Here is an 18,844-nt window from a genome sequence, read left to right as displayed (position 1 = left end):
CCAAATTTATATCACCTTTATATATAGTTAATAATCGTTCTTAAATATAAAAAGTTTCAAAAAAAGAGATACCTTGATTTGACTTACAAAATCTTTCAGAAAAATATAATATTTTTTGTCAGCTAGCAGTAACAGATATATTACAGTAAACGCGATGAAATTAATTTCGTTTGTTAGAACTGCTATACCATGATTTGAGCTACTCTTAGGTGAGGTTAACATCTTAAGATAAGGCAACATATACTTTGGAGGTGATAGTAAGAATGACGGAGTATAGCTTGAGTTATAAGTATAAGTTTGAGGATTAACCCATGGTGGTAAATAGTTGCCAAATGGTTGCCCGGGTCTGCCTACAAATCCAAAACCATCCTTAGCTGCTATTTGCCATTCGTGGAAGGTCATATTCTCAGCTTTTAGTAAAGCTGCGTTAAATGTTGGAATGTACGAAGAACCTTGTTCTTGTAAGTTAAGTTCTTGACTTATTAGGAAGTAAAATACATCATCAAACAATGTACCATCAGCAAATGCCCAAGTAAAGTTCTGAATCGGAGTGTTAAACAATGCTTGATAATCATACCACTGCATAGGCGTAGCGTAATAGTCAGTTGCGTTATCCCAGAACGTCACTCCCTTATAATAGGTCCATATTTTTTGCCCTTCATAAGAGGACCAGAATTTAACAAAATTGATTGCAGCTTGTTCTTGTGGATTATTCACAGTAGGTATAGCTACAGAGTCTACATCTATTACATAAACTCCTTGTGTGCCGGGGAATGGTAATGCCATTAATGTAATGTTCGTCCAATTCAAGTAAGGTTCAGTGGCTGGATATGTAGTAGTATTATACCAAATCGCGGCATACTCAGCTAACCAATTTCCACCAGCTTCAAATACTGCTTGTCCTTTTATGACTAATGCCAGAGCTGACCATATGGATTGACTCTGCCAACTTGGAATAACAGCACCTGGACTAACAAATTGTACGAATATATTGTCAGTTTGATTAATAATCTTTTGTACTGTGGTATTATCTAAGTTTAACACACCATACATTAGTTCATTAGATAACTTGGCAGCACCAGCTGGACCATAATATTGGGCTGCAACTGAAAGGAATATTGCAAACCATAAGTGTAATTGCTCATATCCGCCTTCCGCACCTGACACAGCCCATGGAGTTATTCCGTGAGCCTCCAGCTGTTGAGTATCGTAAATTAGTAAACTTAGATTAGTAGGAATAGGTAAGTTGTATTTTCTTAATATTTGAGGATTAAAGTACAATTCTTCAGCCCTGTGAACATTAGTTGGTGATCCGAAAATCGTACCGTTGTACGAAATAGCTAACATAGTAGCTAAAGAGCCCTTTTGGAATGCACCTTCTTGTTGCAATAACGGCGTCATATTGTATAAGTCATGAGGATTAGGTAATAACTCCACGTAAGATAACACTTCTGGACCTCCATGAGCCCAAAAAGCTCCTTGTAACTTTCCAGCTTCTATATCATTAATTACCACATATCTCTCTTCTACGCCACTAGCTCCAGGTAAGGAAGTATACTGAACAGAAAAGCCAGGATAGTATATGGAGAAATTACCTTGTATCCATTTCAGACCTACAGGATCTTCAGCACCCCATGGGTTTATGAAATCTACCACTTGTGATGATGTAATAGAAGAAGTAGAAGAAGTAGTTGTAGTGACAGAAACGGATGAGGTAGGAGTGGAAATAGATGTGGTAGTTGTTGAAGGGTGCCTAGTTAAATAATAACCACTTACTCCTCCGACAACTGCTATGACTATTATCACTACTATAATTGCTACTATCGTCCTTGATATAGCTCTATTTTTCTTATTTATCATGCTTCTTCAGATCATATTGTCACTCATCATTATAATTAATATTATACTTAACTTGTTAGTTTAACATTTTATTTTGCTTTTATAGACTATGACTCTCTAATATTCTTTATTTTTTATGAACCTATCCGAAAAATTAACAAAGAATTGATCACTACGATATAATATGCATACAATATAAATATCTAAGATGACAAGATATTGACCAAAAATAATTTATTTAGCATTATCGAATATCTGTGATAATATCTTTCTTAACCCATTTCTTATCGTCCTATCTAAGGCTACTTTAGTAACACCAAAAGATTTAGCTAAATCATCCAGCTTTATGTTTTTAGGATAGTCAAAGTAACCCATCTTATATGCAGCATATAATACCTTCTTTTCCGTAAAAGTTAAACCATTTATCAAGAACATTTCCTTTTTCATATCCTCCATTTCAAATCTGTCATAAGTTAAATCCTCTATCTTAACTTCCACTTTACTTAATTCCTTTGAAATATTACCCATTACAGAGTCTATATCATTTCCTAAATAATACAGATCCCATTCCTCTACTCCATTATAGGCTAATACATTACCTATTATTACACCATTACTAAGTAAAGTTCTCGTTATGGATCCGTCGTAAAGTTTGAAGTAATACATTAATGCAGTTTTTGACAATCTTGAACGTTCGACGTCAATTAGACTTAGGTTACGTCTATATTTCTTACTATTCATTAAGTTTATGAAATCACTTACATCACTTCTGCTTTCAGAAGTGATCTCAGCTATCTCGAAAATCAAGTTCTTGGAAACTATGGGAAATAAGTACTTAACGTGAGCTTTTACGTCATAATTTAACGTGTTAAACGTCCAGCACGTAGGATGCTCGACTTGAAGCCTCATTTTATAAGCCTTTAACATTTTCCTCCTATTACATTAGGCTTCTAGGATTTTATATATTACGGCGTGTTTATCGATATGATATCGTACTTTTTATCATAAATAAGATTGCTAAAACGTAGTATTAAGTTAACTGGCTTCCTCCCCGCCATAAAAGGCGAGGCTTTACCTCACTTTGTAAATGGAATTAACTATTATCTGATACTTCCCGCCCTAAAGGCGAGGTTTACTATTCCTTTGTCAACTATATTACCTTTTTACGTCCTCAGAAAGTCATAGTAAAATTAGAAATCTCTTAAAGGTTAGAACCATTATATGAACAACATAATTAAATCGATAAACAGTTTTAATATAACTATCTTTTATGATGATAATTTTTCATTAAAACACGGTAATATATAATTTTTAGACAACGAATAAAGGTGTTTAGCACGAAATTTTAAAAAAATATAATATATTTTTAGTATATAATTGGGAAAGAGATATACATCGTCATCTAGATACATTTAAGTCTAGCCATAATAGAGTATATATAGATAAGTCTCTTGATCCACAAACGCTACACTTTCTATCATATAAATAATTTATGCTACCGCATATCTTGCATATCTTGTATTGCCCACCATCTCTATAACCTTTACTCATAAGAATTTTTCTAATCTTGCTTATATTTCTATTTAAGATCACAAACTTGAAGATTAACTTGTTATTATAGGTTATTACTAGCCCTCCCAAGAAGCTACTCCTCTTCAATCCTATTAACAAGTTAACGTCTTTTATTTTGAACTCAGTCAGAGAGGGTCGAAATATCAAATTTTTAACGAACATTTCGCTTTCCTTAAAACTTATCTCATAAGTTAATGAGAGGACTATGACTAATATTATTATAAACGAGATAAAGTAAATGAAGAAGTCCAATGTGATAAGCATAGGCATATTCATAGTTACGATTAAATATGCTGAAATGAATACAGCTATTACTATAACTGAAACATGAAGAATCAAGTAGGGTACCCGGAAGTCTGTTATACTTATAACTCTAAGCGATTGAACCTTCTGCATAATTAAATATATGTAATTGACGTTAAATAACTTAGTCTATAAATAGTTAAAAGCGTGATGGAAATAATCTAAAAATTTTGTACTTGATTGCTTGTAAATACTTAAATTGATCTCTTAATTTTAAAGAAGAGTTAGTGTTTTTTAACGTGTATTTTTATAATTAACTCCTAATGAAGTTACAAGGTGAGGAAGTCCTCGCCCTTAAGGGAGGGGATTGTAAAGTATATAAACTCCCTTTTTCCTACATGTATCTGTGGGTAGGGGAGCTATTAGTAAGGGTGGGTTAGGAATCAGGGCTACGCTAAGCTTTCTGATTTCCCTCTCCTATTCAGCCTTATTCAAAGATATGAGATAGGTTTAAAATATGTCCTTAATTGGTTGAGGGAAAGTAAGCTTGAGAAGAACCTAATTAGAGAAGTTCATAAGGCAAATTATCAAGTTTTGAAGGAGAGGTTTAACCTTCACCCTAAACTTGCTCAAGATTGTTATAGGGATGCTACAGCAATATATAAAAGTTGACTTAGGAACCCTAAGAAGGGTAAGTACTCTAGGGTACGCAAAGTATATTTGGTTAACTCCGAGCATCTCGTTAGATCTTGAGGGAATGAACGTTTTTAGGGGTGTTAATGAGTTGCCAATTCTAGGTTATCTAAGGAGTTTATCATTTTACAAGGATTGGGAGATAAGAGAAGCTAGTTTTAAGGAATGGGACGCTTATTTGAAGATCTCTCTTCTTATGATCAACCCCTAGCTAAGGATGGTGTTGCTGTTGAATATGAATGAAATTGTTGTTAGCAAGGATGATATATGTTACGTTAAGATTCTAACACGTTTAGAGGATACTTATCATTTTTAAGGCTTTAGCTGAGGATTTGCAAAGGAAATATGATAAGAGGAAGATAGTGAGAAAATATTAAAGATAGTGAGAAAATATTATAGGATTAGGGATTTCCATAAAAAGGCTAGGAAAATCGGTAAGTGGGTTGTTGATACAGCTAAATCACTAAACGTTTCAGCTATCTTCTTAGAGGATTTGAATAATATGATTAAAAGGCTACCAGTAGAGTTTAGGGATAAGTTGTATTCGATCCAGTATGGTCGCATTCAATACTGGATAGAATGGCAAGCTAAGAAATATGGTGTTAAGGTTGTTTATGTTGACCCTAGTTTCTCATCTACTCACTGTCCTAAGTGTGGTAAAGAAATGAAAGAGGTTTCTTATAGGTATTTTCATTTTATAAAGTGTGGTAATGAGAATGATCATGACGTTATTGCTATTTTGTATGGTTCTCTGAGCATCTCAACTGTTCCTTAAATGAGAGATGTAAACACGAATCGATGAGAGAAACCCCTTAAGGGGAGGAAGTCAGTTACGTTATACTAAAGGTAATCTTCTAGGGATCTGATAGATAGCTGACTTTCTCCCCGTCTTGAAGGGCGAAGCTTTTCTCATTTTGTAAAGAGCGAGGCTTTTATACTTAACTTGTAATATAAATAGCTTATTATTAAGGGGGTTAAAAACAAATTATGCGAAGAATATTATTGGTCTCTTTAGCTGTTCTAATAACTGTCTTATTATTGATTTCATTAATATTTTTACAACACCAAGGTAATCCACAACGTATCATTAAGGAGAGTTTACTCCAAGGTGGGGAATCAATAGAGATAATTGGAACTCCTACTAATCCCTATAATTCCTTTTCAATAAATCACATAAGCATAAATACGAATCTATGGAACATGGCTAACTCATCAGTTGGCAATGTTACTATGACGTTGTTTAATAATAAGATGATAGTAAACCTAAGTTTCATTAGAGCGTTATATGAAGACAATCCCACAGTATTGGGTTATCCGGAAATACTTTATGGCGTTAATGTATGGGGTGGAGGCATACCGTCTCCTAGTGGGATTCTCCCACTACCTATAGTGCTATATAACGTTAGTAAGGGAGTATACTTGGAAGTTAATTACTCTATTAAAGACATATCAAATACTCCTATAGATTTCGCGTATGACATCTGGATGACTAGGAACGTCACCACGTTGGGAGCAACACATGGAGATATAGAGCTAATGATATGGCTTTATCATACAGCAGGCACTGTGCCAGCCGGGACCTATGTTACGACGATAAGAATACCAGTGATAGTAAATGGTAAGACAGTATATGCGAATTGGGAAGTATACGTGGATAATGGAAGTTCTAATCCATGGACTATAATTACTTTTTCAATAGATATAAGAGGAGGCGATGTAATGGTAAACTTATCAAATTTCATCAATGAAACTATATACATTTTATCTCATTACTTTAATTGGAATTCTGAATACATATATAATCTGCATTTGCAGACAATTGATCTGGGTTCAGAGTTTAGACCCAATCCAAATGGTGAAGTAATGTATTCATTCGAAATATTTTCATATGATATTGTTGTTAAAAGTTAATGAGGAGGAGATCCAGTCTTGATAAAATTAGCCAATGTCAAACTTTTCACTGGAGAAGAGTTAATTAAGTGTGACGTTAGGATAAATAATGAAAAAGTCGATAAGATAGGGGAAATTTCAGATTCATCAGTAGATAAGACATATAATTTGAGAGAATTGATACTAATCCCTCCTCCAATAGACTTGCACACTCACGTTTATTATTATGCAACAAGTTTAGGAGTAAATCCAAACGATATAGTTAGCAAAAGTGGGTTAATGACTCTAGTTGATGCCGGAAGTTCTGGAGCTGGAAATTTCATGGGTCTTAGGAAATTCGTAATAGAACAATCTGAAACTAAAATTTTTGCATTCATCAATATTGCCTTCGCTGGAATACCTTTCTTCGGAGTTTCTAAAAAAGGACAATACTCAGACATTCCTAATATTGAAATAGCTGATGTTAACTTGTGTAAGTCAACTATTCAAAATAACTTAGATGTAATAGTAGGCGTGAAGGTTAGATTAAGTGGAGACGCTAATGGAGAATTAGGAATCGAACCATTAAAGAGGGCTAAAGAGTGTGCTAAACCATTCAATTTACCTGTAATGGTCCATTTTGGCATACCCCCTCCAGACTTAGATGAGATTATTCCTTACCTTGAGAAGGGGGATATTTTAACTCATACCTTTAGACCTGAACCAAATTCCATCTTAAATAGGTTAAATAAAGTAAAGGGATTGAAGAATAAAGGGGTTATAATTGACGTTGGTCATGGTCGGGGAAGTTTTTCATTTACAACTGCTAAAAAGGCACTAGAAGAAAACCTTCTACCGGATACTATAAGTACTGATATACATAAATATAGCATACCGTTGCCAGTAGTTGACTTATACACTACTATGTCAAAATTCTTACATCTAGGCATGGATTTACAAGATATATTAAGGAGTGTGACGATAAATCCAGCTAAGGCTATAAATAGGCAATTAGATGGGAAGGCTAATTTCATAGGCATCGAGGTAGTAGAAGGAAAAAGAGTTCCACTATATGACTCTGAGGGAAAAGTGGAACACTCTACAAGATTTATTATACCTAAGGTTCAAGTCAAAGGTGAGGTAATTAAACCTTTGCAATATAGCTGACTTTTTAATGAATACTCTTTTTACAATTATTGTCTTCATATAAACAGATCGTACTTTGTAAGAAGGAATTTCTGCTTAGATCTACTAACGTCATTATATGAACAGATCGTATTGTCAGATTAATGTTATAGTTTCTTCCCCCTCGCTTCTATTTTTAAACTCGTTATAACTTTATCATTATTTACCAATATAGCCTCATCCCATAAGTCAATAGTAGGGCATACGTGATATGGTATTAATTGAACTTTCTCCTCATAGTCAGGTAAAGGTGATCCTTTCAATACAGTGTGTTCTTCAGACATCGACTTCACGGCTAACCATTTATGCGATACCACAGTCGGGTATATGCCTTGTTCTATGGTAATACCCTTATAGCCCACATCTAAAACCACTCTATCTTCAGCCCTACTTATAACTTGGCTTAAAACGTAAGCTGATATGTGATCTATATCAGTTACACCCAATTCTACTTGATGGATATCGTAGAAAACATATGTCCCAGGCTGGAGTTCATTTATTTCCTCCTTTAAAGCCCACAAACTGGCTGATGGTGTACCTCCCACTGATACTATATCAGCATGTAAACCCTTCTTCTCAAATAAACGTTTAATCTTTAAAATGTCTTGATATCCCTTCTCCACAGCCTCAGCCCTAAGTTTTAAATCTTTTATGTTCGCTGTATGCCCATCGTATCCCATAAAGCCCTTAAATAACACGTGGGGAGAGTTCTTCAAGCTATCGACTATCTTTTCTAAACTATTATTGTCATTGACGTTTACTCCACATCTGTTCATTCCTACGTCTACATCAACTAAGACCTCAACGTAATTAGAATACTCCTTACCTATGGTCTCTAATTCTCTTATACCAATATGGGAGTCTACGGCTACACTTATTTTGTTACCTAAGTTTATTAGTTCAAATATTTTTCTTATTTTCTTCTCTCCTAATACCTCATTGCTAATCAGAATATCATTAATACCAGATTTAGCGAACACTTCAGCTTCACTTACTTTTTGCGCACATATTCCTACTGCTCCCTCATTTATCTGCAAATGGGCTAGGTACGGTATCTTATGTGTTTTGGCATGGGGTCTTAATCTCTTTCCACTCTTATTAGCTAACGCCTGCATTTCTTTTATGTTTCTGATTGTCTTTCCATAGTCTATCACTAAGGCTGGGGTTTCAATATTCATTTTCATATACCTGCAACCACGTCAATTTCAACTTTTATTTTATCGTTAACGAATCTACACACTATAGTTGTTCTCGCCGGTGGATTGTTAGGAAAATAATATTTGAAGAGTTCGTTCATCTTATTAAAGTATTGAGGATCAGAGAGATAAACTGTCACTTTTAAAACTTTATCTAATGACGAAGAAGCTTGCTCTAGTACCTTAGCAATCTTTTCTATGGCGTTCTTAAACTGCTCCTCAAAACTAAGATCTTTTTCTGGGTCTTGTCCAGTCATGCCCGAAATGAAGACTAGATTGTCATAGATTACTGCATGAGAGTAGGGTCCTCCTTTACTTAAGCTTGGTACGTCTATAACCTTTTTCTGAGGCATATAGAAGTTTTGATAATACATATAAAAAAGCTTCTGGGGAAGGAAAAGCTTACTTACTTTATACAATTAGTCTCAAGTATTTTAACCCTCTATTTAAGAACACTTTAAAAAGAGGAATAGCCTCGTCTTTTAGGGAGGGAGAAGATCAGTTGTTTTGGCTAAGATTCACGTCAAGTTTTCCCACCTCCTTAGACAAAACGTTAAAATTTAAAAAATGAGCCTTCGCCATTTATAGAGGAGGAGAGGAAGTCAGATAGTTTCTTGATGATTCTGCTTATATAATCTTTTATTCCTAGAACTCTACTTTTCTACTGATGAAGGGCTTTAATACTAAGGCAGTACATGAAGGAGAATTGATAGATAAGAGATTTGGCAACGTGGTAACGCCAATATTCCAGACCTCAACTTTCCTTTACCCTAACGAATATGTGGAAGCGTATAGAGATCCATTTACTGGGAATACATACTTATATACTAGAGAGAGTAATCCTACCTTAACATCACTAGAGTTAAAGTATGCTTCACTCGAGAATGCTAAATATGGAATATCTTTTTCTTCTGGTATGGCTTCTATTTCATCAGTGTTACTAAGCTTAATAAGGAAAGGTACTAAGATTCTTGCAATTAATCAGCTTTATGGAAGAACGTATACTTTACTTAATGAGCTAAAATCAAAAGAAGATATAGAAGTAGATTTCGTTTCAGTTAGAGCAATCAACTCATTAGATATAAATAATAAGAAATATGATATAATCTACGTTGAATCTATAACTAACCCTACTGTTCAAGTAGTAGACATGGTTGAACTAGGTAAGTATAGCTATGAGACTGGTTCTAAATTAATAGTAGATGCAACTTTTGCCTCGCCCTATAATCAGCAACCTTTAGACTTAAAAGCTAAAATCGTTGTTCATAGTGGTACTAAATATATTTCTGGACACAGCGATGTGGTAATAGGACTTTCAGCTACAAACGATGAAGAAATGTTTAATAGAATAATTAATGTTAGGAGAACTTATGGAGGCATACCAGACCCTTTTAGTGCTTACTTAACTTTACGAGGAATTAAGACCTTAGGTTTGAGAATGGAAAAGCATAATAAGAACGCGATGGAATTAGCTAAGTCCTTATCTGAAAATAGTAAGGTTAAAAAAGTATATTATCCGGGCTTACCAGACTTTGAGTATTATGGTGTTGCGAAAAAAGTTTTAAAGGGCTTTGGAGGAATGCTATCCTTTGAACCTAAAGGAGGATACGATTGCGCTAAAAAGATAATTAGATCGTTAAAAATAGCGATATCTGCGTCAAGCTTAGGAGGAGTGGAGACGTTAGTTACATTACCTAGAGAGACAAGTCACGCTTCACTATCTAAAGAGGAGTTAAAGAGAATGGAAATACCCGAGGGACTTGTTAGAGTGTCAGTAGGTATAGAGGATATAGAAGATTTAATAGAGGATTTCAATAATGCTTTAGCTATTTGCTGAGAACTCTTTTTCACTTTTTAACTTTCACTCAAAAAAAGTCCATAAGTTTAAGATACGTTACAATATTGAAGATTGTAACATTATTAGTATATCGATAAGCTATACCCCTTATCCTATACTTCCTACCTTTAGAGAGTTACTTTCATCGATTCTAATCTGAGAACTTTTTTACTGACAGACCAACCTATTTACAGTCTTTTTCCATATGATGATTGCTCACTTGATGCTCTAAGGGTGGGTAAGAGGCTAATGGGGATATGAGCTCTGTGCTGTTTAGTTCGAAGGAATACCATGAGTCACCTATCCTAAGCAGATGGCTGAGGACTAAGTTCCTACGCTTGAATTTCGATGAAATGATAGAAATGATGTTGCAATAATGAACTTGTATGATTCTCTGAGCCTCTCGACTGCTCCTCATATAACAATCGATGAGAGGAACCCTCGCCTTTCAAGGCAAGGAGGAAGTCAGAACCTATCATTCCTACATCATGAATCAATATAACGGAAATACTTATAAATAACTTCTTTCACACCCTTACATCACTTAGAATAATAAGTAGAACAACAGTGAGGATAAACAAATTTCATACCACGGTTCTCGGCTTAAAACTTATTCCAATGTTGTATGCAATGATGTTGCATTAAGTATAACTCATCCCTAAAATCTATTGACAATATCTTAATGCATTTTATAAAATTCTTCGAATTCTCCAAGAAGATATGTGGATATAGTGCCGTTATGAAGTTAAAAGTTTACTAATCCCTTTTTCCATCTATGCGTGAGGGAGGTAGGAAGAAGGTTTATATGGATATTCCTCGTTCGTTGTCATGACGTTGTTAATGTTAGGGGTAAGCAGGAGTATAAGCGGTAGGAAGATTCTTGAGGATACTAAGCATAAAGTAAGCACGTTAAGGAATTGTCTCTGTCTTATCCTACAAGTTACTTCTCCCTACCTCTTAATGCAGTACCCCCTTACTTAAAAACCCTAGCTATAGCCCTAGCCATTAGTATATTCAAGGACAATTTCAAAATTTTCTAACTCGCATGAAAAGGACTATATAAGTGGATATTCATAATAATACGTAGACAACGGAATTACTTAGTATTCTAAATTGGAACGAGAAAATCTTCAAGGAAGCTAAAATACATTACGAAGAGTGATCACTATAATGTGTTACCTAAAGAAACCATAATACATCCAGTAAACGATGGAATTAACTCCTCAATGAAACTAGTTAAGAGGGGAACAAAGGCAGTAAATAAAAACACTCAAATACACACTATCCACGTTTGAAATAAGACTATAACCACATTTTGTAGCTTAATAACGGTACCTATATCCACACATATTTTTTAGATTAATGATAAGAAGTTTGAAAAAGATGAATAAGTTTATAATGGGTTAATCGCTCATGATATCATTAAGGAGAGGGAAAATGTTTTAGCATCGAAATGATCACAGATTTAAGCTTGAAGTTTTGAAAATAGATAGCAAGGTTAGAAATTTTAATGGAATGTTTCTCTTTTGAGAATCTTTGCGTGCAAAAATAATATATTTTAGGCTTTTTCTTCATATTTAGCATCTCTTAATCATCTTCAAATATAAAAAACAGAAATATATTATCAAAAATATTAAAAATTATCTTATTAGATACCCCCCATCAATAGGTATTAATGAACCGGTCATAAAAGTTGAGAGATCTGATGCTAGAAACGCTATCAAGTAAGCTACTTCCTCAGGTTTACCCCATCTCCCCATAGGTACCATTTCCTTAATTAATTTCTGCCATTTTTCTTTGTCTATACCTTTGGTTCGTCTAAAAGTTAATGGCGTATCTAATGGCCCCGGTAAGATAGCATTAACTCTTATATTATCCTTTACAAGCGTTCTTGCTAACGTGATGGTTAATGAAATTATACCTCCTTTTGTAGCTCCGTAACACACTAAGTCTTCTTCTCCTCTAAACGCTGTAACTGACGAAACATTAATTATTGATGCGTTTCCGCTTTTTCTAAGTAGTTGCAAAAAATACTTAGTCAAGAAAATATATGGTTTTAGATTAACATTAATTACTTTATCGCATTCTTCCTCTGAGAGTTCTTCTAAGATTTTATATTCTGCTGTTCCAGCATTATTTACCAATATATCTACCTTGTTAAACTTTTTTTCTATAAACTCTGCTAACTCTTTAAATTGTTTAGTATTAGTTAAATCTATTGTTTTATGCACGAACCAATTTCCCTTATTGTTATTTATTTCTTGCTCCAATTTTTTCCCTTCTTCCTCATTAATGTCTAATCCTATTACATTAGCCCCCAAGCTTACAAATAATTGGGCTGTAGCTCTTCCTATCCCTGATGATGATCCTGTTACAACTGCCACTTTATTATTTAAGTTTAACATGCCTCGTATCACCTTTATGAGTATACGAAGTTTAGGATATAAATATGATACGCTTAACTTGTTTTGGGCTTAAGGAATACAGCCCTAGCTATTCCTCCATCTACTCCTACTATATTAAGCGGTAACGCTATTAATATACCCTCAATAGTTGGTTCATTCTTTACAAAAACTTTATTTAAACCATATAGTCCTTCTAGAATTAGTATATCTTTTTCCAATAACTTTAAATGTATTTTTATAGCCTCATCCACAGTTATTTCGTGTGATTTATACGGAACCTCTCCTGACCAGCCTGCAATACTAGGAGAATCTATAGCTACTAGCCTCACATTATTAAATCTACTTAAATATTCAGCACCAGACACATCTAGATAAGACCAATCGTATTCATATTTATGTAAGTCTTTATTGAAACCAGTATAAAGAATTATTCCAGAATAACTATTTAAATATTTTTGAAATTTTTTCAAATCTTCTTGAGATATTGGAAATCCATTTCTATTTTGTAAGTTCAGAATTACAGCGTCTAGTATAAATCTATTTATTTCGTACTTATCTATACTTTTACCATCAGCTATCATATGTGAAGGAGCATCATAATGTGTATAATCTTGTGTGGTCATGCTAATTTCATGCATTTCATAGAGATCTCTATCGACCCTCTTAACCTTCTTGACCATTATTGGTTGATGAGTGGGCCATGACACGACATCATGTGAAAGAGGAAAAGACAAATCATACATCTCGTATTCATCTAGAACTACCTTAAATTTATTCATTATCTTTGTTCCCCTCATATTCGATACTTAGCTATAAAATAAAGAATCACCTTAACATATAAAGGTGAACCTTTTTAAATTTAGCCCAAGAAAGGATGCGCGAGGAGATATTAGATGCCTCTGGATAAAACTAGACGGAATTTATTAGTGGGGATAGGTGTAGCTAGTGTATTAGCTGCCGCAGGTTGGGGAGTTGCAGGCTATGAAATGATTAAACCTCCAAAGGTCACTCAAGCTACTTCAAGCTTTGGTAAAGGAATTAAAATGATTTTTAATGGCCATTGGGGTCCAGAGAATGTATTCGGTAACGTAGTAGAAAACGGCTTTGATGCGGCATGTGAATTAACCGGGGCTGATTGCAAGATGTACAGACCACAGAATGGTTCTTCTGATGTATCTGAAATTATATCTAATTTACAAACAGCAATAAACCAAAACCCTGATGTACTTATAGCTACTGACATTTATACTAGCGTGCAGCCTTATCTTCACCAAGCTTCACAACAAGGGATTATAGTAATTCTTGTAAATGTTAATGCTCCTACTCAGCAAGACTTTGAATATACTGGAGCAGTTAGCTTCATAGGACAAGATTTAGTCGAGGCTGGTTACGTTCAAGCTCAAGCATTAAGTAAGTATTTTCCCCAAGGTAGTCACGTCGTTATAATAGATGAGGGACCGGGTCAAGTATGGGCAGAACAAAGAAATCAAGGAATAGAAGAATTTCTAAAAAGCTATGGCTGCACCTGGGATGTAATAGAATCAAGCTTTGACTTATCTCAAGTTTCCTCACAGATTTCTGCTTATCTTGAAGCTAACCCAAATACTAAAGCAATATTGAGCAATGGATATGGGGGGGCAGTAGCTCAACAAGTATTCCCTAAACTCAATATTGCTCCTGGTCAAATACCCGTGGCTACTTTTGATATCACTCCACAAGTTTTAAATGCAATATTAGCAGGTTACGTGCAACTTACAATAGATCAGCAACCATATTTACAAGGCTTTTTACCTGTAATTCAAGGTATATTTATAAAGAAATATATGTTCGGCGGATGGAATGTGAATACAGGGAGTTTAGTAATAACCAAAGATATAGCAGAAGAAGTGCAAAATCTAGTCAATGAAGGTATATTCTATTAAATCTATTAGGCGATCAAGTTGGCTGATAGTAAAAGGAGAACATTTTTATCTAAGCTTATAAGTAATAAGGAATTTGCAGCTATATTCACATTAATACTATTATGGTTATTCTTTTATATACTAAATAATTCTTTTTTGAGCTTAAATAATTTAGGCATATTATTTTCAGTTATACCAATATATGGATTGGTAACAGTAGGTGTTACATTACTTATGATAGCTGGTGAATTTGACCTATCAGTAGCTGCTGTCTTTGCTTTAAGTCCTATGATCTCTGCGTTGCTTATAGCTGAAGGGTTTAATGGGTATTTAGCTCTATTTTTATCGTTATTAGTAAGTGCAACAATTGGATTTTTAAATGGTCTAATTACTACTAAGGGAGGTATACCCTCATTTATAGTAACATTAGGCACACTATTATTGTGGTTAGGTATAACCTTACAGTTGTCAGGTGGCGAGCCTCATGCGTTTCCGGTCCCTATATCGCTTGAAAAGGTATTGGTAGGAAATATATATTTAGATGGGATAATTAACTCACAATTGTTATGGTTCGTTTTAATCTCGTTTATATCTACTATATTACTAGAAAGGCATAAATGGGGTAATTGGATTTACGCCGTAGGTGGAAATAAGGACGCAGCAAGGGCTAAAGGAATTAACGTGGATCTTGTAAAAATTAGTCTATTTATTTTATGTTCGCTCTTAGCCGGTTTCGCCGGCTTGATGCAAAGCGCCTTATACGGACAAGTAATAGCTAATCAAGGAGGAAATTTAGAACTTGATGCTATTGCCGCAGCAGTCATAGGTGGAACATCACTTTTTGGTGGAGAAGGTAGTGTAGTTGGGGGAGTAATAGGTACGATAATCATTTGGAGTATGGAAAATGGCCTAATATTAATAGGCGTTACCTCTTATCTTTATGAAACTTTAATAGGAGCTATAACTATAATTGTAGTATTGGTATATAGATATAGTAAGAAAATGAGTAGAAATATAAGATTAGGTGAGCTAAATGAGTCAGAGGAGTGAACTATTAGTTAGAATGGTAAACATTCATAAAAGATTTGGTGGATTACACGCTGTAAGGGGAGTGGATCTCGAGATTTATAAGGGAGAAATTCTTGGTCTAGCTGGGGACAATGGAGCAGGCAAATCGACATTAATGAAAATATTAGCAGGATATTATAGACCAGATGAGGGAGAAATGTATTTCGAAGGCAATCGAGTTTCTTTTAATTCGCCTAGGGAGGCTAGAGAGTACGGTATTGAAATGATGTATCAAGATTTAAGCTTGATCAACGTGTTAGATATTACACGAAATTTCTTCCTAGGGAGAGAAATTACTGGTAAATTCGGATTTTTAAATTTAAGAAAAATGAAAGAAGAAGCAAGGAGGGCAATAGAAGAAGTAGGGTTAAGAGTCCGTAATTTAGAGTTAAGAGTAAATGAGTTGTCTGGGGGACAAAGGCAAGGATTAGCTTTCGCTTCAGCTTACTATCACAAAAGAAAACTACTTATACTTGATGAGCCTACAAATAATTTATCAGTAAAGCAGACAGAAAGTGTTATAAATTTCATAAGGGCATTAAAGGAAAAAGGCATATCCGTAATATTTGTAACCCATAATCTATTCCATATACACGAGGCATCTGATAGAATAGTGATTATGGCTAGAGGAAAGAAAATAGGCGAATATTTAAAATCAGATATAAGTGTCAATGAGTTAGCTAATTTAATCATAAAAAACAAATAAAAACTCAGAAAATTATTTTGTGCAAATATGAGATTAAAAATTTATTTAAGAAAAAGTTATAAATACTTATTTTAAATTGCAACCTTGGAATATGTGAATAACAATTTTGTTATATATTCTTCAATTTTTTGTATACAAAAAGTGTGTGGACAATAATTTCATCCACCCCATAAAATTCAATTTTATTCCAACTTATGCCAATAGATTTCGAGTAAACTGTATTGAAGAATATTTTTAGCCATCTCGTTATTGTGTTCCCTGTTGAGTTCCATGTGAAGTCCATGCTCGCTAGCCTATGTTTTAGGCTTCTGAATATTTGCTAAGCTTCTCTTGCCAAAAGTTTCAACCTCTGTATTAAACCAAGAGAATGTCTTGTAGACTTAACCGTGTATGAAGATAACTTTATCCCTCAAATTCTCAAGCTTACGTAGACGTCGAAACCACTCTTAAGAACATGAAGAATACAACCAGACTGGTAATGCTTAACAACTCATCTCACCATTAACCCTCATCAACGAGCAAATGATCCCCCTCTTTAACATCAACCTTGACCTCGTAATTAACATTAGCCAACTTATGAAAATAGTAGAGCAAGGTAGTGTGAGGCAATGAAGTCCTCCAACTTGACAAGCCTAGCAAGTAAGACGGCAAGGCTAATGCAATCTCATCCAAGGAATGAAACCTAGGCTTAAAAGGGTAGAGATAATTTGGGTGAGGGCGAGAAAATCAAACCTATTCTCGCCCCAATAAATAACTCTAAAAATACTTTTCTATCTAAAGAAAATTCAATTTATACCAAAACAACCAAATTGTTGTCCACACACATCTCTATAAACCTCCTTCCTACCTCTCTTACCCATAAGCATTACTTTTTGGAAAAAGGTACTACTTTTTACTTAATAAATTAACTTAACATATTAAGAGGAACATTTTAAAATCAAAATTAGTCATGCAGTAAACTGAGGGAAAAGAGTGATGCCGTCTAAAAATTCTAATAAAGAAATTAGAGACTATGTAATATTAAGATCTCTAAGGTATAGGATTTTCCTTACTGTAATAGCATTAGCAGGTTGGGCATTACTGGCCTATGATATTCAATTATCCTCGATAGTCTTGCCAGTAGTAGCTAGTTCCTTAAATTTCGCAGTGTTTGAGATAGGGTTATATGGATTTTTGATATATGCATCACAAGCTATTATGACATTTTTAGTTTCTCCATTAAGTGATTATTTAGGCAGAAAAAGGCTATTTCAATGGTCACTTATAATAACAGCGTTAACTACCGGAATGACAGGTTTAGCAAATTCTTTCGCCTCATTTGCGGTGATTAGAATGTTAGCAACTGGTATGGGAGAGGTAGAGCAGACCGTAGGGCCCGCCATTACAATTGAAGAATATCCTGCCAAAACCAGAGGAAGATGGTATGGATGGGTTCAAGGAGGTTTTCCTTTAGGGGCATTTTTAGCGTCAGCGGTTTCTGGGATACTATTACCAATAGTAGGATGGCGAGGAGTCTTTATAGCTGGTATTATTCCTATGATATTGGTGATTATTGCAAGGAGATGGATATCAGAGCCTGAAAGGTTTGAGAGAGTTAGGCAAATAAGAAAAGCTCTTCGACAAGGGCAGATTCAATATGCTCAGCAACTTCAAGAAAAATACAAAATTAATGCAGAAGAATTGAAGAAGGTTACATGGCATCAAATAATATCAGATATAAGGTTTAGACGTACAGCATTAGCTTCTATGATTGCCTATTTTATTAATTCAATTAATTGGCCTGTGATAGATGGCTTCGTTACTTATTGGCTTGTAAACTTTAAAGGATGGCCAGAAAGCGAGGCAATAAAACTAACCTTGATAGGAAGTGCAGTTATATATTTTGGCTATGTATCAGCAGGTTTTCTTGGAGACATTATAGGTAGAAGAGAGGTAATAGCAATTGGAGGGATAATCTCAGCTTTGGGAGTATATCTTATGACAGTTTCTAACTCCTTCTGGCCAATGACTATAGCATGGATATTAGCGTTCTATGGAAATGGGGCATGCATGGCAGGAGCAGGATTTGGATATTGGGCTGAGGTAGCCCCTACGCGTGTAAGATCTACATTCATAGGCATGGTTTATGCATCGGGTATGTTAGGAGCCATGCTAGGTACTTTCTTATTTGGAATACTTTATACCGCAGTGGGAGGAGCATTAACATGGATATATCTAGGCTCAATCCCTGGAATCCTATGGACTGTTACGATTCTTTTCGCTAAACGAGTTAAACCCGGTACACCATTAGAAGAAATAAGTCAATAAAGTTTAAAAAGAAAACTAAAAAT

At 34.6% G+C, this 18,844-nt stretch carries 17 protein-coding genes and 1 pseudogene; 9 read left to right on the top strand and 9 right to left on the bottom strand.

All coding sequences use genetic code 11. From position 1 onward, the window contains the following. Window positions 1–27: 27 nt before the first annotated feature. The 3 genes from glcS to BFU36_RS07430 form a co-directional block, all read right to left on the bottom strand. Complete coding sequence (gene glcS, locus BFU36_RS07440) at window positions 28–1,860, bottom strand: glucose ABC transporter substrate-binding protein GlcS (protein WP_069283058.1); 1,833 nt, start codon at window positions 1,858–1,860, stop codon at window positions 28–30. 213 nt (window positions 1,861–2,073) lie between these two features. Beyond that, the gene (locus BFU36_RS07435; protein WP_231961072.1) at window positions 2,074–2,748 is read right to left on the bottom strand and encodes a helix-turn-helix domain-containing protein; all 675 of its coding nucleotides are present in this window, start codon (window positions 2,746–2,748) and stop codon (window positions 2,074–2,076) included. 489 nt (window positions 2,749–3,237) lie between these two features. Further along, window positions 3,238–3,807 (bottom strand): hypothetical protein, encoded by a 570-nt coding sequence (locus BFU36_RS07430; RefSeq protein WP_069283051.1) that lies wholly within the window; start codon window positions 3,805–3,807, stop codon window positions 3,238–3,240. 472 nt (window positions 3,808–4,279) lie between these two features. Here BFU36_RS07430 and BFU36_RS14495 point away from each other — a divergent pair, with 472 nt between their 5' ends. The 4 genes from BFU36_RS14495 (at window position 4,280) to BFU36_RS07410 (ending at window position 7,383) form a co-directional block, all read left to right on the top strand. Next, window positions 4,280–4,558 (top strand): hypothetical protein, encoded by a 279-nt coding sequence (locus BFU36_RS14495; protein WP_306416239.1) that lies wholly within the window; start codon window positions 4,280–4,282, stop codon window positions 4,556–4,558. Window positions 4,559–4,729: 171 nt separating this feature from the next. After that, window positions 4,730–5,122, top strand: a complete 393-nt coding sequence (locus tag BFU36_RS14490) for a zinc ribbon domain-containing protein (protein WP_069283049.1) — start codon at window positions 4,730–4,732, stop codon at window positions 5,120–5,122. Window positions 5,123–5,334: 212 nt separating this feature from the next. Next, window positions 5,335–6,258, top strand: a complete 924-nt coding sequence (locus BFU36_RS07415; RefSeq protein ID WP_069283047.1) for a GH12 family glycosyl hydrolase domain-containing protein — start codon at window positions 5,335–5,337, stop codon at window positions 6,256–6,258. 18 nt (window positions 6,259–6,276) lie between these two features. Beyond that, window positions 6,277–7,383, top strand: a complete 1,107-nt coding sequence (locus BFU36_RS07410; protein WP_069283046.1) for a hypothetical protein — start codon at window positions 6,277–6,279, stop codon at window positions 7,381–7,383. Window positions 7,384–7,508: 125 nt separating this feature from the next. Here the strand turns inward: BFU36_RS07410 and BFU36_RS07405 are convergent, their stop codons facing one another. Next, on the bottom strand, window positions 7,509–8,579 hold the full coding sequence (locus tag BFU36_RS07405; protein ID WP_197490524.1) for an alanine racemase: 1,071 nt from the start codon (window positions 8,577–8,579) through the stop codon (window positions 7,509–7,511). Between the two features lie 2 nt (window positions 8,580–8,581). After that, window positions 8,582–8,950: a RidA family protein gene (locus BFU36_RS07400; protein WP_069284659.1), complete on the bottom strand. Its 369-nt coding sequence runs from the start codon at window positions 8,948–8,950 to the stop codon at window positions 8,582–8,584. Window positions 8,951–9,264: 314 nt separating this feature from the next. Here BFU36_RS07400 and BFU36_RS07395 point away from each other — a divergent pair, with 314 nt between their 5' ends. Continuing rightward, on the top strand, window positions 9,265–10,434 hold the full coding sequence (locus BFU36_RS07395; RefSeq protein WP_069283044.1) for a PLP-dependent transferase: 1,170 nt from the start codon (window positions 9,265–9,267) through the stop codon (window positions 10,432–10,434). 1,640 nt (window positions 10,435–12,074) lie between these two features. Here the strand turns inward: BFU36_RS07395 and BFU36_RS07390 are convergent. Together BFU36_RS07390 and BFU36_RS07385 are read right to left on the bottom strand one after the other, a co-directional pair. After that, the gene (locus BFU36_RS07390; protein WP_069283043.1) at window positions 12,075–12,839 is read right to left on the bottom strand and encodes an SDR family NAD(P)-dependent oxidoreductase; all 765 of its coding nucleotides are present in this window, start codon (window positions 12,837–12,839) and stop codon (window positions 12,075–12,077) included. A gap of 53 nt (window positions 12,840–12,892) precedes the next feature. After that, a complete protein-coding gene (locus BFU36_RS07385) occupies window positions 12,893–13,618 on the bottom strand; it encodes a cyclase family protein (RefSeq protein WP_069284658.1) in 726 nt (241 codons plus the stop codon). A 114-nt stretch (window positions 13,619–13,732) separates the two neighbouring features. On the opposite strand from BFU36_RS07385, the gene BFU36_RS07380 reads away from it, so the two are divergent. The 3 genes from BFU36_RS07380 to BFU36_RS07370 are packed head-to-tail and all read left to right on the top strand — an operon-like array spanning window position 13,733 to window position 16,514. Next, window positions 13,733–14,761, top strand: coding sequence for a sugar ABC transporter substrate-binding protein (locus BFU36_RS07380; RefSeq protein ID WP_069283042.1), 1,029 nt, complete (start codon window positions 13,733–13,735; stop codon window positions 14,759–14,761). A gap of 18 nt (window positions 14,762–14,779) precedes the next feature. Beyond that, window positions 14,780–15,790 carry an ABC transporter permease gene (locus tag BFU36_RS07375; protein ID WP_083216365.1) on the top strand — a complete coding sequence of 337 codons (1,011 nt, stop codon included), beginning with the start codon at window positions 14,780–14,782 and terminating at the stop codon, window positions 15,788–15,790. Next, a complete protein-coding gene (locus BFU36_RS07370) occupies window positions 15,774–16,514 on the top strand; it encodes an ATP-binding cassette domain-containing protein (protein WP_069283034.1) in 741 nt (246 codons plus the stop codon). Before BFU36_RS07375 ends, BFU36_RS07370 begins: the two co-directional genes overlap by 17 nt. A 208-nt stretch (window positions 16,515–16,722) precedes the next feature. On the opposite strand, the pseudogene BFU36_RS14535 reads toward BFU36_RS07370, so the two are convergent. Together BFU36_RS14535 and BFU36_RS14530 are read right to left on the bottom strand one after the other, a co-directional pair. Then, window positions 16,723–16,864, bottom strand: a pseudogene (locus BFU36_RS14535) (IS6 family transposase); the annotation flags it as partial. Between the two features lie 151 nt (window positions 16,865–17,015). Next, on the bottom strand, window positions 17,016–17,186 hold the full coding sequence (locus tag BFU36_RS14530) for a hypothetical protein (protein WP_156770065.1): 171 nt from the start codon (window positions 17,184–17,186) through the stop codon (window positions 17,016–17,018). Between the two features lie 303 nt (window positions 17,187–17,489). Here BFU36_RS14530 and BFU36_RS07365 point away from each other — a divergent pair, with 303 nt between their 5' ends. Next, complete coding sequence (locus tag BFU36_RS07365) at window positions 17,490–18,821, top strand: MFS transporter (protein WP_069283032.1); 1,332 nt, start codon at window positions 17,490–17,492, stop codon at window positions 18,819–18,821. Window positions 18,822–18,844: the final 23 nt, after the last annotated feature.

Origin of the sequence: Sulfolobus sp. A20 (genome assembly GCF_001719125.1) — an archaeon.
Lineage (GTDB): Archaea > Thermoproteota > Thermoprotei_A > Sulfolobales > Sulfolobaceae > Saccharolobus.
This window is presented reverse-complemented; position numbering and strand designations above follow the sequence as displayed.

Coding starts and splice junctions, on each gene's coding strand:
- glcS (WP_069283058.1), bottom strand. CDS start 1,860: ATGATAAATAAGAAAAATAGAGCTATATCAAGGACGATAGTAGCAATT.
- BFU36_RS07435 (WP_231961072.1), bottom strand. CDS start 2,748: ATGAGGCTTCAAGTCGAGCATCCTACGTGCTGGACGTTTAACACGTTA.
- BFU36_RS07430 (WP_069283051.1), bottom strand. CDS start 3,807: ATGCAGAAGGTTCAATCGCTTAGAGTTATAAGTATAACAGACTTCCGG.
- BFU36_RS07415 (WP_069283047.1), top strand. CDS start 5,335: ATGCGAAGAATATTATTGGTCTCTTTAGCTGTTCTAATAACTGTCTTA.
- BFU36_RS07405 (WP_197490524.1), bottom strand. CDS start 8,579: ATGAATATTGAAACCCCAGCCTTAGTGATAGACTATGGAAAGACAATC.
- BFU36_RS07400 (WP_069284659.1), bottom strand. CDS start 8,950: ATGCCTCAGAAAAAGGTTATAGACGTACCAAGCTTAAGTAAAGGAGGA.
- BFU36_RS07395 (WP_069283044.1), top strand. CDS start 9,265: ATGAAGGGCTTTAATACTAAGGCAGTACATGAAGGAGAATTGATAGAT.
- BFU36_RS07390 (WP_069283043.1), bottom strand. CDS start 12,839: ATGTTAAACTTAAATAATAAAGTGGCAGTTGTAACAGGATCATCATCA.
- BFU36_RS07385 (WP_069284658.1), bottom strand. CDS start 13,618: ATGAATAAATTTAAGGTAGTTCTAGATGAATACGAGATGTATGATTTG.
- BFU36_RS07380 (WP_069283042.1), top strand. CDS start 13,733: ATGCCTCTGGATAAAACTAGACGGAATTTATTAGTGGGGATAGGTGTA.
- BFU36_RS07370 (WP_069283034.1), top strand. CDS start 15,774: ATGAGTCAGAGGAGTGAACTATTAGTTAGAATGGTAAACATTCATAAA.
- BFU36_RS07365 (WP_069283032.1), top strand. CDS start 17,490: ATGCCGTCTAAAAATTCTAATAAAGAAATTAGAGACTATGTAATATTA.